The 14,748-nt window shown below is 42.6% G+C and carries 20 protein-coding genes; 10 read left to right on the top strand and 10 right to left on the bottom strand.

Translation table 11 applies throughout. From position 1 onward, the window contains the following. Window positions 1-56 precede the first annotated feature (56 nt). Together NI465_RS10720 and NI465_RS10715 are read left to right on the top strand one after the other, a co-directional pair. Window positions 57-383 (top strand): hypothetical protein, encoded by a 327-nt coding sequence (locus NI465_RS10720; protein ID WP_253145265.1) that lies wholly within the window; start codon window positions 57-59, stop codon window positions 381-383. A gap of 9 nt (window positions 384-392) precedes the next feature. Next, the gene (locus NI465_RS10715; RefSeq protein WP_253145264.1) at window positions 393-1,916 is read left to right on the top strand and encodes a hypothetical protein; all 1,524 of its coding nucleotides are present in this window, start codon (window positions 393-395) and stop codon (window positions 1,914-1,916) included. Between the two features lie 273 nt (window positions 1,917-2,189). Here NI465_RS10715 and NI465_RS10710 read toward each other — a convergent pair whose 3' ends face one another. From NI465_RS10710 to NI465_RS10695, 4 genes are all read right to left on the bottom strand, one after another. After that, entirely contained in the window at window positions 2,190-2,414 is a 225-nt protein-coding gene (locus tag NI465_RS10710) for a hypothetical protein (protein ID WP_253145263.1), read from the bottom strand. 75 nt (window positions 2,415-2,489) lie between these two features. Beyond that, window positions 2,490-2,780 (bottom strand): hypothetical protein, encoded by a 291-nt coding sequence (locus NI465_RS10705; RefSeq protein ID WP_253145262.1) that lies wholly within the window; start codon window positions 2,778-2,780, stop codon window positions 2,490-2,492. Beyond that, on the bottom strand, window positions 2,780-3,166 hold the full coding sequence (locus NI465_RS10700) for a hypothetical protein (RefSeq protein ID WP_200004069.1): 387 nt from the start codon (window positions 3,164-3,166) through the stop codon (window positions 2,780-2,782). Before NI465_RS10700 ends, NI465_RS10705 begins: the two co-directional genes overlap by 1 nt. A gap of 2 nt (window positions 3,167-3,168) precedes the next feature. Then, entirely contained in the window at window positions 3,169-4,134 is a 966-nt protein-coding gene (locus NI465_RS10695; RefSeq protein ID WP_253145261.1) for a DUF5417 domain-containing protein, read from the bottom strand. A 252-nt stretch (window positions 4,135-4,386) separates the two neighbouring features. On the opposite strand from NI465_RS10695, the gene NI465_RS10690 reads away from it, so the two are divergent. Continuing rightward, complete coding sequence (locus NI465_RS10690) at window positions 4,387-5,082, top strand: Gp49 family protein (protein ID WP_200004071.1); 696 nt, start codon at window positions 4,387-4,389, stop codon at window positions 5,080-5,082. 47 nt (window positions 5,083-5,129) lie between these two features. On the opposite strand, the gene NI465_RS10685 is transcribed toward NI465_RS10690, so the two are convergent. Together NI465_RS10685 and repM are read right to left on the bottom strand one after the other, a co-directional pair. Beyond that, a complete protein-coding gene (locus tag NI465_RS10685; RefSeq protein ID WP_253145259.1) occupies window positions 5,130-5,741 on the bottom strand; it encodes a hypothetical protein in 612 nt (203 codons plus the stop codon). Window positions 5,742-5,980: 239 nt separating this feature from the next. Continuing rightward, window positions 5,981-6,925, bottom strand: coding sequence for a replication initiation protein RepM (repM, locus tag NI465_RS10680; protein ID WP_200004072.1), 945 nt, complete (start codon window positions 6,923-6,925; stop codon window positions 5,981-5,983). An 848-nt stretch (window positions 6,926-7,773) separates the two neighbouring features. Here repM and NI465_RS10675 point away from each other — a divergent pair. Both NI465_RS10675 and NI465_RS10670 read left to right on the top strand, forming a co-directional pair. Then, window positions 7,774-8,019, top strand: a complete 246-nt coding sequence (locus tag NI465_RS10675) for a hypothetical protein (protein ID WP_200004073.1) — start codon at window positions 7,774-7,776, stop codon at window positions 8,017-8,019. Window positions 8,020-8,139: 120 nt separating this feature from the next. Further along, window positions 8,140-8,580: a hypothetical protein gene (locus NI465_RS10670; RefSeq protein ID WP_200004074.1), complete on the top strand. Its 441-nt coding sequence runs from the start codon at window positions 8,140-8,142 to the stop codon at window positions 8,578-8,580. A gap of 59 nt (window positions 8,581-8,639) precedes the next feature. On the opposite strand, the gene NI465_RS10665 is transcribed toward NI465_RS10670, so the two are convergent. From NI465_RS10665 to parA, 3 genes are all read right to left on the bottom strand, one after another. After that, a complete protein-coding gene (locus NI465_RS10665) occupies window positions 8,640-9,194 on the bottom strand; it encodes a hypothetical protein (protein ID WP_253145257.1) in 555 nt (184 codons plus the stop codon). Window positions 9,195-9,322: 128 nt separating this feature from the next. Then, a complete protein-coding gene (locus tag NI465_RS10660; protein ID WP_253145255.1) occupies window positions 9,323-9,535 on the bottom strand; it encodes a hypothetical protein in 213 nt (70 codons plus the stop codon). An 81-nt stretch (window positions 9,536-9,616) separates the two neighbouring features. Next, window positions 9,617-10,261: a ParA family partition ATPase gene (parA, locus tag NI465_RS10655; protein ID WP_253145253.1), complete on the bottom strand. Its 645-nt coding sequence runs from the start codon at window positions 10,259-10,261 to the stop codon at window positions 9,617-9,619. A gap of 367 nt (window positions 10,262-10,628) precedes the next feature. Here parA and NI465_RS10650 point away from each other — a divergent pair, with 367 nt between their 5' ends. Together NI465_RS10650 and NI465_RS10645 are read left to right on the top strand one after the other, a co-directional pair. Further along, window positions 10,629-11,432 carry a hypothetical protein gene (locus NI465_RS10650; protein WP_253145252.1) on the top strand — a complete coding sequence of 268 codons (804 nt, stop codon included), beginning with the start codon at window positions 10,629-10,631 and terminating at the stop codon, window positions 11,430-11,432. A 59-nt stretch (window positions 11,433-11,491) separates the two neighbouring features. After that, on the top strand, window positions 11,492-12,181 hold the full coding sequence (locus tag NI465_RS10645) for a hypothetical protein (protein ID WP_253145250.1): 690 nt from the start codon (window positions 11,492-11,494) through the stop codon (window positions 12,179-12,181). On the opposite strand, the gene NI465_RS10640 is transcribed toward NI465_RS10645, so the two are convergent. Continuing rightward, window positions 12,178-12,549: a hypothetical protein gene (locus tag NI465_RS10640; RefSeq protein WP_200004080.1), complete on the bottom strand. Its 372-nt coding sequence runs from the start codon at window positions 12,547-12,549 to the stop codon at window positions 12,178-12,180. The two genes, NI465_RS10645 and NI465_RS10640, sit on opposite strands and share 4 nt — an antisense overlap. Before the next feature lie 358 nt (window positions 12,550-12,907). Here NI465_RS10640 and NI465_RS10635 point away from each other — a divergent pair, with 358 nt between their 5' ends. The 3 genes from NI465_RS10635 (at window position 12,908) to NI465_RS10625 (ending at window position 14,735) form a co-directional block, all read left to right on the top strand. After that, window positions 12,908-13,345, top strand: coding sequence for a hypothetical protein (locus tag NI465_RS10635; protein ID WP_253145248.1), 438 nt, complete (start codon window positions 12,908-12,910; stop codon window positions 13,343-13,345). Further along, window positions 13,342-13,686 (top strand): hypothetical protein, encoded by a 345-nt coding sequence (locus NI465_RS10630; RefSeq protein WP_253145246.1) that lies wholly within the window; start codon window positions 13,342-13,344, stop codon window positions 13,684-13,686. The genes NI465_RS10635 and NI465_RS10630 overlap by 4 nt, the downstream gene beginning before the upstream one ends. Before the next feature lie 275 nt (window positions 13,687-13,961). Then, a complete protein-coding gene (locus NI465_RS10625) occupies window positions 13,962-14,735 on the top strand; it encodes a hypothetical protein (RefSeq protein WP_253145244.1) in 774 nt (257 codons plus the stop codon). The last annotated feature ends 13 nt before the right edge of the window (window positions 14,736-14,748 follow it).

The raw sequence follows: 14,748 nt of genomic DNA, 5'->3' as shown, positions 1-14,748 counted from the left end.
AAATAGCTTGGTCCGTGGGGTTTGCTGCTATCTGGGCGTACCTCTTTATTTTTTACATGCTTGTTAAAAGTACGGCGGGCTGTCTATCTGGCATGTATGTCTGCCGTATGGATAACGCGCCGTTTGATCTGGGTCCTATCGTGATTAGCTGGCTTGTTTATTTGGGCATGGTTATCGCCACAATTAAGCTGGCCACAAAAGTTGACCTGGTTCAATCGGTCCTGACTGATTATGAGCAAGAGCAGCTGCAATTGGTCGCAATGCAAGATGCTTATATGCGAAGTGCTGAAATTGCAGAATCCAGGGATAACTTGCACGGGACCTATCACAGCAAAGTTTACAGTGCCGCCGTCCGTGACATTGAGAACATTATTAATAAGTGATGTTATCAAATGGTTAAGCGCGTTTTATTACACCAGGACCCAAGATGGCCCGAATTTTGTGAACGATTTGCACCGGATATTGTTCGTTTTGTGATTGAGGTTATTGGCCTAGAGCCAACGCCTCACCAGATTGAATTGCATAGATCCGTGGCTTGTTCCCGTTCCAGGACAAGTGTTGCTTCTGGTCATGGTACGGGTAAAACGTCCGGTACTTCTCACATTGTCTTATGGCACCTACTTTGTTTCCCTATGTCCGTTACGCTGATTACAGCGAACGACATGGACCAGTTGAAAGCGACCATGTGGAAGGAGATTGGCACCAACGTTGAACGTATCCGGGCCAATCCTAACTATGGCTGGATTGCGGATCATATCGAAGTCCTGGCGAATGCCACAATGCGTATTAAGGGCTTTGAAGATACCTGGTTTGTGGAATCTAAAACAGCCAACGCCAAAACCGCTAACAAAATGGCGGGCCGTCATGGTGAATGGCTATTGGTCATTGTCGATGAGGCAAGTACCGTACCAGATGAAGTGACAACCACACTTCTAGGCGCTTTGACAGAACAGCATAACCGAATGCTGATGAACTCACAGCCTACCCGTAATGCGGGCTTTTTCTGGCGTACACATCATGAGTTATCTATTTCCAACGGCGGGGAATGGAATAACCTTGTATTTAGTTCAGTAGATTCACCCCTGGTATCTGATGATGCCCTGATGGCCCTATGGAACTCATACGATGATGATGAAAGGCGGGTCCGTTTACTGGGCTTATTCCCGCAAGATTCATCAAAGCACATGATGAGTTTGCGCGTAGCTATGAAAATGTATAGCTATGGCCGAATTATTGATGAAGGTGAGCCATACGGTTATTTACTCACAAGTGACGTTGCATCTGGTGAAGGTATCCGCGATAAATCTGCAATCGTGGCGATCCGGGTAATTGGTTACGGTGATGTAGGACCCGAAGCCAGGCGGGTTGAAGTAATTGAAATCCCATTGTTCACCAACGGCGTAAGATCCAACAAATTAGCTGGCCGTATTATGGGATCTGGCCAGGAATACCCGGACAATACAAAAGTAGTCGATAGTGGCGGCTTAGGTATTAACGTATGCCAGGATCTTGAGGATGCCAACCAGGTCATTACACGGGTAAACTGGGGAAATCCATGTTTCCAGAACAAGAATAAGGACCGTTATTTAAATTTACGCGCTCAGGCCATGCACCAGGCCGCCAGGGCTGCAAAAGAGGGTCGACTTAGTATATTGACCCCGGCATATAAAAAAGAGCTTCTAGCGCAATCTAGCCGCATTCCTAAATCATTCACTGATAAAGGACGAATTAGGGTCCCGCCTAAGCATAGTCCTGAATGGGAAGGGATGGGTTCACCCGATTTATGGGATGCAATCTGTTTTGCTTTCCTGGAAAACGTATCTTATATCGCTACTGAGAAGGATTTAGATAGTGTGGATGATGTAGGTAAGAGCCTGGAAGAAGAAGCGGCGGCGGCTTTTGATGATATTGAGTGAATAAATTAGATTTGATTTAATATTTTTATTAGTCAAAAGCTTTTATTTCATGATCTATTGATATACAATGCTTTCCGTCAGCTAAACGGTGCTGATAGCAGAAAAACTAATTGAGGCCATGCTCTAATCGAAAGTCTGCTGCTTGTGGTGTTTTTAGTTTTTTACACAGGCTCCAACCAAATTTAAAGTTACTTTTTGATGCCCGCTATTACCCCCCAGTAATAGCGGTTTTTTTTGCTTGTGTGTTTCTACCAGGTATAAAAAAAGCCCCGGTTAAAGGGCATTTTTCCTATAGAAGTCGAATATATGAGCTACTGCTTCATCATTGGTGCAATCCTCACCCTGGTTCTGCAGCTGCTCTTTTACCTGGCTAACCAACTCAATATCTTTTTGATTCTGATAGTAGGCTTTTTTGGTTAGTCCCTGGGCCTTTTTACGCTGTTCAGTAACCTTGCGCCGTTCATAGGCTGTCATTGGTTTTGGCTTGGCCTTTTCCATTAATATTCCCTTAAAAGCTTATTCTGCAATACTATACAGGTGATAATATCACAGCCATATAGCTCAAGATACGTGTTATTGAGTGCCTTGCACGTAGGTTTCATCAAAATCAGGCGATCCAGGTGTGGCAAATGTCTCTTGTGATCCATATTCCTCAGCAAGATAGGCGTTAAAAAACTCTTTTTTATTCATGAGTTCATAGCCTTCTGGTAATGAATCCTCGGCCTGTTTGATGAGGGATCGGATTGTTTCCGGTGTTGGGTACTGACCTAGCGGCAAGCTTGCTTTTACTATGGCCTGGGTCCCGGTTTCCTGGTTAATCCCGTATATGCCTAGCTCAAGCTTGATCGGTGCATTCATTTCCATTAGTTTTGTTCCTGTTTGTATGTAATATCAAGTTGCTCTTTTACCCAATCACACCAGGTAAAAAAGCCGTGTAAAATTGGCTGTATATTCTGAGTATCTGACCAACCAGCAAAGCCAATAAAGCCGCCTTTCTCAAAAGCGATACATTGCCGTCCGGTGAAATAAAACGCCTGGCAATTAAAACTTGCCTCAAATACCCCGCCTTTATCGCTACTGGTGTACTTGATCCGGCCATGACAGGAAAATGAGCCATCGAGATAGCCACTTTCCTTGAGGTTCTGATTCACCACGGCGCGAAGCTTCTTAAAGTGGTCTTTAGTAATGTTCTGGTAGCTCAGGCCGCATTCATTGAAATAGGCCCGTGCCTGGTCCCTGGTGAGTTCCATAGTTACCCCTTGCCGCTGGTATGAAATTCAATAAATTGGTCCGGTGTTTCAAATACTGGGGAATCCATGTCTAGCCGCTTCATTGCTTCTACTTCTTTGGTCCATCCCAGGCGTTCAGCAATTTGCATGTAAGCACTTGGGTTGCCCGTTTTAATCTGCATGATTGCGGCACCCGCACATTGGCTAGTTTTTTCATCATAGGGATATGTGCCGTCCTCATGTTCGCCGTCCTCATCATCCCTAGCGCCATCCGTGGTTTTGTGACAGGGGAATGACTGACCCATTTTAAAGGTGCTGAATGCAATCCCTTCTGCACGGGCCTTGCCTAACCAGCCTTTATTGTGTGCTGGTAGATCATTACGGAAAGGACAGTTTTTACATGGGCTACTAAGCTTGAATGACTTGATTTCGTCCTTTTTCGCTTCTGGCGTATTACCTGGCTCCGGTTGCAGTGCTGGTTCAGGTTGTTCAGCTGGATCTGCTAAGACTTCTTGTTGTAGTTTGGCTGCTTTTTTTTCTACTGCAGCTACAGCATTCTTGTAAAGGCGGTCGCACAGTTCAAATTTGCCGCCTGAATGATTTACAATCTTTTTGGCCAGGGCATAGCCCAGGATATTAAGCGCGTAGTTGTCATTTGTAGGGATAGATCCAAATGTTTTGGCATACTCAGTTACTTGAGCCTTTACCAATTTCCATAAGCCCTTAAAGTCCTCTACTTCATCAAGCTCTACCGCATAATTACAGGCATAACCTTCATCGTAATCAGCACACAGGCAAGCGCGTTCATGCCAGCTTTGCGTTTCATCACTTGTTTTGATCGAAAATAAAACAGCATCAACAAGTGCCAACTGTCCACTTTCATTGTCTGCATTGCCTTCTACTTGATAAAAGTGAAAACGGCCACGGTTGCGGCGGTGTTCTTTCTGTTCTGAATCAAAATTTGTTGCAGCAATGCGAGTTAATTTCATAGTGATTAGCCTTAATCGTTTGATGATTGGTGATATTATCACAATGATATTAAATTAGTTAGTTTTTATTTAATTTTGTTGATTTAAATAAGCCTTAGACTTATTATTGCAGCACGGATGCTCTTAGTCCTTATGTTTTGTGGTTGGTCAGCTTCACTGGGTCGTGCAAGTTGATTACTCGATAGTGTCAGAACAGCAAGATAGCCAGCGTAAAAAGCTGGCTTTTTTGTATCTGCTTTCAGGTAAATAGATATGAACGATAAAGATATTGAACAGTTAATTCATGGTAAGGCACCAATTGGGCCACGCATGACTGCTGAAATGGTTGAAAGCCTGATTAAAGATATTGAATACACCTTGTTACCCAATAAACGCTCTACTGTCTGCTCTATTACCCTGGTAAACGGCTTTATGGTAAACGGCGTTAGCTCGCTCATTAGTAGCTTTGATTATGATGAGGAAGTGGGCAAGATTACAGCGCATAAAAAAGCAATGGCTGAGGTTTGGGACGTGGCCAGCATCTTATTCACGGAAAAAATGCACCAAAACCAGACTAAAAGAGCCAATGTATTAAGAGGTGAGCAGCTTTACTTCATCCACCATAAGGGCGGGATCTATAAGCTGCTGCATATTGCCAAGAATGAGGCTGATTCTAGTGAGGTCGCCGTATATCAAAGCCTGATGAATGGTGAAGTCTGGACCCGTCCAGCCAGTGAGTTTTATGAAAAATTCACATGCTGTATGGATGATCCGAATTTTGATTATGAAAAGTCCTGGTTACAAGAGGAATGTAATCAAGTTCTGGCCAGATATAACAAGCTTGAGAAAAAGATTAGCCAGGGCCAGCCGGAAAACATGACAACGGCGCAATGGCAGCTGTTAAATCGTCATTTACTGGTACAGCGTGAGGATTATGAAATTACACAATGCCGCCTAGAGGATTGCTAATCTACCAGGCACAAAAACCCGGCTCACATGGCCGGGTTTATTTTTGGTTAATTTGTGCTGATTATTTCTAGCATTGTTCTGTTGGCGATCCCGTGAATATCCAGGCCATCAATAAACTCAACTTCATGCTTTATACGATACATATCCTGATAATACTGTTTTGTACGCTCATGATCCATAATCGGATCATTACCCAAGCGGCCGCGATAGGCACAATTACCAATCGGTAGACTGTTTTTATTCTTAAAACGTGTCAACCAGTAGAGTGCTGTGTAGTAACTTGGCAATGCCTGGTTATGGCTAAAACAATAGCGGCTTTCAAATGGGCTAATATCATCCCAATCAACATGAATCGCCGTTGTTGTTACCAGTGGGCTAAGTCCGGCCCAAGTGCCATCCTCTAGTTTACGTGGTGCGAATATATAGTTTTCGCGCATTTCTTTACTCTTTTCGATAAATTCCTCTACCGGAGTAAAGCCCTGGTCTAGCAATTCATTAAAACTTCTATGCGCGACCATACGCACACTTCTGTTTTCCTTGAGGAATCCATAACAGCCAACACTTGGCTCCATTAGGGTAAATTCTTGATTATCCCGGATGAATACATCACCCAGGAGATAAGGATTAGTCGCAGTACGCTCTATATTAAATGGATTCAATTTCTAGCCTTTGAATTTGATTGATAGCAATAACATCACAATGGATGGGAGAAAAATAAAGTTTATTTAATTAAAAAATAGGTATAAGCCTATAATTTAAACGGCGCTAGTGGATTTTCACAATCCATGTGTTATCTTTACTGGGCTGTAACTAGCCTTACAGTTTGATGATGACATTCCCGACTGCCATATTGGGAATGGGAAAGCCCCCTTCTAGCCGAGGGGGCTTTTTTTATGTCTTATTTAAAGCCAGCCTCTACCAGATAATCTTTTAACTCCATGCGGGTCTTAGGATCAACCAGCATGTCAATTGTTCTCATGGCCAGCTGCTCATATTGCTCATTTTGCCCGCCATATTTACCCCCGAATGAATGTAGGCGGCTTAATTTGGTTGCAAATGTTGTGATCTGGCTATCAGTCATGGTTAGAATTTTGCGGTTCAGCTTATTTTCTTCTGATTCTTCTGTCGCTTTTTTGCTGACTTTCTCAACTGTCGGCTTCATCTTTAGTTTGAAATTAAAGCCTGATACCACGCGACCCGTCTTGATTTGGTCACACTCTACTTCAATATCCGTATGGGCGTTAATCTGTTTTAAAGCTGGATTTAGGACCCTGGCCTTAAAGTCGGGGATACGCTGATATTCCGTTTCCTCAATTCCTAAGCTAAAGCGTAGATCTGAAAGTTGAATAGTCGGCGTTTTGCCTACCTCACGCCAAGCAATGAGGATTTCATATAGTCTGACCGCATACTTACTTTTAAGTTCTGCAATCTGGCCCAGCTTATACCAGGTAAAGTGCTTATGATTGCGCGTAATCAATGGCACTACTACTGGGGCAAATGCCAGGGTTACACAGCCTTGTTCTTCACAATAGCCGACTTCACTCACCCAACGAGATTTAATATAAAACTCTTTACCTTCTCTAATTTCCTTGTAGGTAAATTTACGCTCAAAAAGATTCTTAGCAGCTGTTTTAAGGGCCTCATAAGCACCACTTCGATTGGTGTTAAAGCAATCCATATAGTTCTGAGCATGGATAATCAATCTGCTATCTGCAGTAATACCTTGTCCGGTTTCTCTAGCACCTACAACCGCGAGTAAAATCATTCGCTGTTCGATGAGATCCAGATTGTAGCTGGCATTGATAAGCATATTGTCTTTAACGACAAGTTGTTTAGTGTCCATAAAATAGCCTTGATGTTGACGATGATTGCTCACTGCAATTAGTAGACAATATATTTCAATGTCTACTAATAAGCAATAAGCTTTTCAATTGTCTGATGAATTACTACTCACAAGCGTTATGCGCCTATGCACTTATGCACGGTAAATGTCTACTTATGAAATTAGATGGCTAGTCCTGCCCGGAGAATGTCTACTTATATGCACTTATATGCACGGTAAATGTCTACTTATAAATACTCGAAGGCCCGTATTTATTGGGTTTATGTGATTTAGCACTTATTACTGTGGAGGATATTAAAGAGCATCTAAATATTATTATTAGTCATAATTTATTATATTAATTTTAATTAGTTTAAGGCTAATTTTTATCTGAATAAAAATAAATCTAATGTGTGAAAACTACATTAACGGTAAGTGTCTATTTATGCCCGGAGAATGTCTACTCATTGCCCGGAGAATGTCTACTAATAGCACGGTAAATGTCTACTAATAGCACGGTAAATGTCTACTAATGAAGCTGAAAAGGCTTGCTGTGCAAGGGTTTCAAGCTGCCTAAAAGCATTTAAAAACATTTAAAAGTATATAAAAGCCAAATCTTATTTTTTTTAATTTTAATTTTAAGAATGTTTAAGGGTAGTAAATACCGTTTAATATTCAAGTTTAGGCTCTCTAATTTTTATTACAGTGATTAATAGATTTTGATTATTTAAATTAATCCTGGGTTACTCATTAATAAAATTTAATAACAGTATTGTGATTCTTGTTAATAAGATCTAGCCTATAAGATAGATTGTAAATCAAAGTATTCACACCTAAGAACAAAACTACATAAATTGGACATTTTCATCATGAAATCTTACACCGTTGTTATTTTTAAAAAGTCAGAATTAAGTCTTGATGCTTTAATTCACGATAATGAGCGTTTAGAGCATGTTTCACATAAAAGCTATACCGACATAGCCGAAGCATACGAAAACCTCAAAATAGCGCAATCTGAGGGAAATGAGGCTATATTATTATCTGATTCACTGATTACCGATCTGTTTACTACTACTGTTAAAAAAAAGGTAAATAGAGTTTTAAGCATAGTCTGATTGATTTTGTAATTTTAAGGAGGTCCGGGATAAGTCCAGGGCCTTTTTATTTTGCCTATTGAAATTGTGATAACATCACAGTATATTGAGGCCTCATTCATCAAATGAAATAGGCTAGGTATGAAATTTGATTACAGCTCTTTTAAATCTGAGGGTATAAACCGTAACCGGGATCTGGTAGGGACAGTACAAGGGACCTTTCAGGGGCAAGAAATTACTTGTCGTGCTTACCAGGCTTCAAACAGTGATTTAGTTATTGCTGGATTCATGGGAAAAAATAAGGCTTATAACCGCCTATGGGTTGCTACCGTCTGGCTGGAAAAAGATAACCAGTTACGCTTTTATTTTGGCTTTGAAAGCAAACCGAAGCGCAACGGCGCATCTGACCTTGTTTATGATCCTGATGGATATTTTGAACAGGCACCTAAGCATTTGTTTAATGTGGACCCATCCAGCATAGAGGAAAACGCATATTGCCATCGTTGCGGAAAGGACGTTGTTCTAGTGCATGGTGAATGTTCTGATTGTGAGCTTTATTTTGCAAAAAAATACGGTTACTAAAAAAAATGCCCTGATTTTTTCAGGGCTATTTGCTAATTGATATATGTTGTAGCCTGCCCTTATTTGTAAGGGCTTTCCTTTTTTGCGCGTACCTTCTTAAAGTGCTGGTTTACCAGGTCCCAGGCCATATCTTTATTTTTTCGCACTCTTGCCCGGTTCTGATTCAGCTTTTTCATTGCCCAGGGCCGTTTTTTCGCAATAATGGTCCCTATCCTTTCCCAGTCCTCACTTTTATCAGCTGCAGTGCGCCCATGCTCACCAAAAGCAGCAATCAGGGTCTTATTTGATGTGCTGCAATCAAACAGGCCTTGTAGCATTCTATGTGCCAGGGTCGCCGTCATATCAAGCTCATATTCAATGGCCAGCGTATATAGGACCACAAGCATTAACCCTGCTTTACGCTTCCTGGACAAAATCGACCACTGGGCCGCATGTTGTGGGTCCATAACGGCCATAGTGTCATGTAGATAACTTGGATCTGGTACCAGGGATTTATGATCGTATTTATGGTAATTGATCCGGTTGAAAATTAATTGTTCTGCATCTTTTGTGTAGTCTTGGAGACTATAGGGCTTATGCCTGGTGTAGAAGTCCCTCATTTTTTCAATATTCATGTTTACTCCATTGTCGAGGCTAAAACATATATCGCTTAGCTGGGTCAATTTTGAGGTTATAACATGAGTTGTGCGCCGTTGTATATCAAGCGATTAGCGGGCATTAAAAAGCCCCTTTCGGGGCGTATTTATGGAATGTCTTTAATACATTCATCAATCAGGCTGGTTAAATGGTCCTTCATGTTTAGTCTGTTTTGCGCCAGATAGATTTTATAGCGTCTGTGGCGATCCTCAGACAATACCAGGCTGCTACGCACGGTTGGACCTATATCCTTAATGCTTTCCAATTGCTGAGCTTTGCGTTTATCGCCCTGGTCCTTTTTGGATTTAATTTCTAACATTTAATATTCCTGGGTCATGCACTTATGCGGTTATACAATTATGCACTTATGCTATCAAGTGCATAAGTGCATATATTTGAATTAAGTATTGTCTGAGAGGTATTTAGCTTTGATTTCTTCTGCTAGTTTCCAAGCGTCTTTAGCTGCATTGGAATTAGGTGCATAGTCGTGAACAGTCAGACCTTTAGCAATTGATTTTGTGTAGTCGATGTACTGAAAAATAACTGTATCTAACACGGGTAGTTCATAGCCAGCCAAAACGCTAGAAACTTCTTTACCCAGTGACGTATTTGCAATTACACGAGATACCAGGAAAGTAGCCTTTAATTTTTCATCTGTAAGTTCGATACGTTGTTTAACCATATCTACCAGGTCGGACGTTGCCCATATATCAAGTGGTGAAGGCTGGACTGGGATAATAACTAAATCGGATGCTTTAATTGCTGACGCGCTCATTTGTTCTAAAGAAGGTGCGCCGTCAATAATGACAATATCCATATTGGATAGAGATTTAATGTCTTTATGGATCGTTGGGCGGTCAATAGCGAAAACTGGCACCGGGTTATTTTCATCTACTTCCTTCCAGTCGCGGGCGCTACCTTGTGGATCTGAATCAACCAGGGCAACTTCCATACCCATTTTTTGAAAAGCACGTGCAAGATTAAGTGAATTTGTAGTCTTACCAGCGCCGCCTTTTTGATTGAGCAAAGAGATAACAAAAGCCATTTTTTAATTTCCAGTTTGATGATGAATCCATTGAAGTATAAGGCTTTACGTGCCTCTGTCAATAAAATAAAGGCCCAAAAATCAGCTATTTGTATATTTTAAGTGCATATACATTTATGCACTTATACATTTAAGTGCATTTTGTAGAAGTTTCATAGCCTGGGTGATTGATAGCTTTTTAATCTAATTATTTGATTTAATTAAAATCAATTTTATAAAAAGTGCATAACCGCATAAGTGCATGAGTGCATTTCTAGGGATATTGCCTAGATAGGAAAACAGGAGATTAACCGTATTTTTTTTATCTCATGATGAGATAAATATACATACAGGTTGTCTTATGAAAACTGATTTAGTACAACCCCCATTGATCCGCTACAACCTCAAGGAACGTGGCAGACAATTTAGAGGGGTAGAACGTAATTTCGATATTCCGGCTATCGTTGCTGCTATCAATTCACCCGCTTGCCAGGAGAGAGTTAAAACCCGTGGCATGTTGGGATACCTGGGCCACTGGGTCCGTATTCGTTTTGGTTTAGAGCCGCCGGAAGGTGGGATTGCTCAAGGCAAGGCTTATGCTGTTGAGCCAGCCATTGTGACGACCTACCTTAAAGCATACCCAAACGGCGATATTGAGCATCAAACAGAATTTTTAGATACCGATCCAGGCCGTATTGCTGCGCGTATGTATGCAAACGAAGTCGGCGGCTTTAGTTCTGCCATCGATGAAAATAAACCGACCTTTTACGGCTTTGACTGGGTGAATGATCCAAACTATTCAACCAATCGCGGGTACAGCTTGACCCTGGATAGCGTGGTAGAGGGTGGAATGACCCTAGATGATGTTTTGGCTGCTGAATTGCAAGATCGTACCCAAGCTATGAACATGCTTTTAGAGAGAAGCGAGTACCGTGAAAAACTAGCCCTGGATAGCGCCGTTGCCTTGCGTAATGAAAATGAGCAGCTGTTATCTCTATTGGCTGAGTACGACAAAAAATCAGATGCGCCAGAAGTGCCAATTTCAACCAATGAGGCCACAATGCGTATGGAGCGTGATAAGGCGGTGTTTGATTCAGCTGGTATCTTACCAACCTTCAAAGAGCAAAGTAGCGAACAGGACAAGAAAGATGAACGTGCGTATCGATCAATTCGTTCAATGGTGGTTCGCTAATGTTTGAGCCAGTTAAAATCGCTTTAGGTGAGTATCTGCAAGGCTTTTATAATGAGCTTGTGCCAACTACGCCAGCGTTAAAAGAGTTCAAGAAGCGTGGCTTTTCGTATGGCTTTGTTTATGCGCCTAGCCGCCTGGTGGATCAGGCAAGTGACATGCTGGCCGCCTGGCAAAAAAACGATACCACGGGCAAGCCAACAACCCCGGCAAAGTTACCCGTGATTATTATCGGGATGGCGAAGGACTACACCCCAACCGGACGGGATTTTAACTATCAAATTTCGGATAGCGTGGAAATCATGTTACCCGATGATGCCAAAGAGCGTTATTTTGAAGTTAAAACTATTGCGGGTGATTTGCGGGTCCAGCTGGTGATTTGTACGAGTGATGAAGCAACGGCGAAAAGTATAGCTGCTCAGCTGTTGTTATATGTGGATTCACCCGTGCGCCGTGGTTTTGATGCGGTTTATACATTCGCCAAAAATGATGTGAGATTCCCTTGCCAAATTGAGGCCCCGGATAGCCCGGCTTCAAGTGTGGATACAGGGAGTTCAAATGTCACAATGCTGGCGATTGATTTTAATCTGCATTGCACGGTACCGCTTTATAGTGCGCCAGATGAGAATGAGCCGAACGATGGTAAAGGGTCCGGCCCTGATGATCCAAGTGGATTCCCGCTAGTGCAGCAAGTTAATCAAGAAGATCAAACGACTGTTAAAAACGGGCGTGATGTTGATGTGACTGATTAACACGGTCTGAGTGAGTGATGTTGTTTAAGTTCCTGGTACTCGATACGTTCATCGTAACGTCTACAGGCCTCGTTAAGTGTTTCGGCATTTAATGAGGCGATCCCCTCCATTAAATTATCCGGTCTAATCAGGACTGCATCATATATTCCCATTGAATCCTTATAGATAACTTTAAGTGTGGCCAGGTTGTGATTGAGCTGGACCAATGAGGCTAAAACATTGTGCATATCATTGGTGACACTTGTATTGCCCAGGTCTAAATCTTCAATAACCAGAAAGCCTGGATCTAGTAAAAAATACTTAAAATCTGCGGTACCAAGCAAATTATTAATACCCTTTTTGGCTTTGGTTTTGTTCTGAAACTGCATGTCTTAAAGCCTTATATATTCGATGATTCAGACTATTTTAAACTTTTAAGTCTCTGTAAAGCAAAGCATGTTGTATTTATATTGTGCGTATAAGTGCAAAACTGCATAGCTGTATAGGTGCATAAGTGCAAGGTTGCATAGGTGCCAATTTACCTTATCAATCTAGGCCAGGTGCATGAGTGCATAACTGCACGGGTGCAGAATTGCATAGGTGCATAACTGTGTAGGCAGTATTGGAAAACCAAGTAAATCAGGCAAACAGGGCTAAATAGAATACCTCCATAGGCTCTATGGGAGTAAACACATGAAGCAAAAAATACAAGCGAATATACAAGGCTATAAAGGCCGGCCCGCTAGTTTGTTTGGATTGCATGACACTGAAACGGGTGTACTTGTTATTGCCAAACTATCCACAAAAAGAATGGACCCGCAACCTGGCTGTGCATTCATTACCAATCAGTTAAGAACGGAACATGATTTCTATATAGATGAAACCAAGTTGCTTGATTCAATTTCAAGTTATTACCGACTTAAAAACGGTCTGGCCAAAAACAATGAGACAGCATTATTGCGAATTGACCCTAAAGCGGGAAATGCAGATCCATCAAGCGGCATTGAAATGGACGGCGTATCGGGGCGGGGGATGGAATACCGTATTTCGCCTGACGTTACCAATGCACAAATCGCGCTGTTAGCTATGTGCTTGTATGTGGAAGGTTCATCCACGGTTAATGACACGCTGGAAATGTTCGATGAATTAGAGGCATTGATGGAAGGTAACTGGTTGACGATATGACTGCTTATTTAGATCAAAACAGCCAGGCGGCCAGGGTGTTTTTTAAGAAAGTGGCCAACTATGTGCAAGGTGCTAAGCCCTGGGACAAAGTGGTGAGCTATGAAATCAAGCCGGATGAATATGTGGATGCCACTTTAATCAGCCGCCGGGTGTATGGGACCTCAGATGAGGTTCTGACAGTTATGGCGTGTGCTGGCATTGATAGCTTTGATGATGGTTTTAAGCAAGGTGTATTAATCCTACCTAACCAGGTCCAGTTAGACAGATTAAAGCGCGAATCCGGCTTTGAATCTGTGCATAGCAATCGCCGGGATGGTAAACCTCGATGGAGTAGAGATTAATGGTTGATGCAAGTGACCGTAAAATTGCCGGGTCCATAGGTCATGCCAAAGCCAGGGCGCAAGCCAGCCAGGATAAGCGTGACAGTGCGCCAAATATCCTAACGCCTGGTGAGGTTCGCGGGGAATATGATGCTAACCGGATGCTTGAGACTACTCTAGGCGGGATCAAGCGAATTATGACGGCTGATGACCTGGCCGCATTTCGCCGTAATGCAGCCATAGCCGGGAAAAGCTTTGTTGGTGGAATTACTGCCAGGCAAGTGATCGACCGTTCCTTGTCTACGGATCGAAAGCGGGCAAGACAGGAAATTCTATGGGCTATGCCAAGTCATGCCAATAAGAATCAGAAAGGCCATTTAGCTGTTAATTTCAATACTGATGCCTCTGGCCGCAATGATGCGTCTAGGCATTATGTCCAGGTGGAATTTATAGGATTCCAGACAGCTATTGCATCCGGCGCTCATGCACCACAACGGGCGGCCCGTGAAATGGCTAAGGATAAGATCCGTTTTGACTGTGATTGTGGCCGTCATACCTACTTTTTGCGATACCTGGCCACGATTGGCAACTATAACGCTGGCCGATCCGAAACGGGCTACCCAAAAATACGAAACCCTAACCTGGTGGGCGTGGCATGTAAGCACGTTTTACGTGTAATGGCTGAAATTGAGGGCGGGGCATACGTGCTGCAATTCCTGGCTAGGGCCATTGAAAAGGCGCGTAAGGACAACGGCAAGGTACGCATTCAATCCAGCCAAAAAGAGGCAGATAAGCAAATCCAGAAACAAGCGGGCCGTTCTACAACCAAGCTTGATTCAAGAGAGGAACGGGATCTGCACCGGGCGCGCCTGGCGTTACGAAAATCGGCTGCTGCAGCACGGGTCAATATGCCAAAACCAAAAGTGACGGCGGGCGGTAGTCGCAAGATTGGCCAGCTGGGGAAACTTGGCCATAACAAAACCACGGAAACAATTTTGCTGCAAACGATCCAGGGCTTAGGCATTACCCGTGAACAAGCCATTGCCATGCTGGCGGGCCTAAAAAAATAATCTAATTAGATTC

Origin of the sequence: Acinetobacter lwoffii (assembly GCF_024129855.1) — a bacterium.
Lineage (GTDB): Bacteria > Pseudomonadota > Gammaproteobacteria > Pseudomonadales > Moraxellaceae > Acinetobacter > Acinetobacter lwoffii_L.
Note: the sequence above shows the minus strand (reverse complement) of the source record. Positions and strands in the feature narration are given on the sequence as shown.

Bases quoted from the DNA above. Each gene is read 5' to 3' on its own strand.
- NI465_RS10700 (WP_200004069.1), bottom strand. From the start codon at position 3,166: ATGGAACTCACCAGGGACCAGGCACGGGCCTATTTCAATGAATGCGGC.
- parA (WP_253145253.1), bottom strand. From the start codon at position 10,261: ATGGCTTTTGTTATCTCTTTGCTCAATCAAAAAGGCGGCGCTGGTAAG.
- NI465_RS10690 (WP_200004071.1), top strand. From the start codon at position 4,387: ATGAACGATAAAGATATTGAACAGTTAATTCATGGTAAGGCACCAATT.
- NI465_RS10670 (WP_200004074.1), top strand. From the start codon at position 8,140: ATGAAATTTGATTACAGCTCTTTTAAATCTGAGGGTATAAACCGTAAC.
- NI465_RS10675 (WP_200004073.1), top strand. From the start codon at position 7,774: ATGAAATCTTACACCGTTGTTATTTTTAAAAAGTCAGAATTAAGTCTT.
- NI465_RS10640 (WP_200004080.1), bottom strand. From the start codon at position 12,549: ATGCAGTTTCAGAACAAAACCAAAGCCAAAAAGGGTATTAATAATTTG.
- NI465_RS10660 (WP_253145255.1), bottom strand. From the start codon at position 9,535: ATGTTAGAAATTAAATCCAAAAAGGACCAGGGCGATAAACGCAAAGCT.
- repM (WP_200004072.1), bottom strand. From the start codon at position 6,925: ATGGACACTAAACAACTTGTCGTTAAAGACAATATGCTTATCAATGCC.
- NI465_RS10720 (WP_253145265.1), top strand. From the start codon at position 57: ATGCTTGTTAAAAGTACGGCGGGCTGTCTATCTGGCATGTATGTCTGC.
- NI465_RS10695 (WP_253145261.1), bottom strand. From the start codon at position 4,134: ATGAAATTAACTCGCATTGCTGCAACAAATTTTGATTCAGAACAGAAA.
- NI465_RS10715 (WP_253145264.1), top strand. From the start codon at position 393: ATGGTTAAGCGCGTTTTATTACACCAGGACCCAAGATGGCCCGAATTT.
- NI465_RS10630 (WP_253145246.1), top strand. From the start codon at position 13,342: ATGACTGCTTATTTAGATCAAAACAGCCAGGCGGCCAGGGTGTTTTTT.
- NI465_RS10710 (WP_253145263.1), bottom strand. From the start codon at position 2,414: ATGGAAAAGGCCAAGCCAAAACCAATGACAGCCTATGAACGGCGCAAG.
- NI465_RS10665 (WP_253145257.1), bottom strand. From the start codon at position 9,194: ATGAATATTGAAAAAATGAGGGACTTCTACACCAGGCATAAGCCCTAT.
- NI465_RS10705 (WP_253145262.1), bottom strand. From the start codon at position 2,780: ATGGAAATGAATGCACCGATCAAGCTTGAGCTAGGCATATACGGGATT.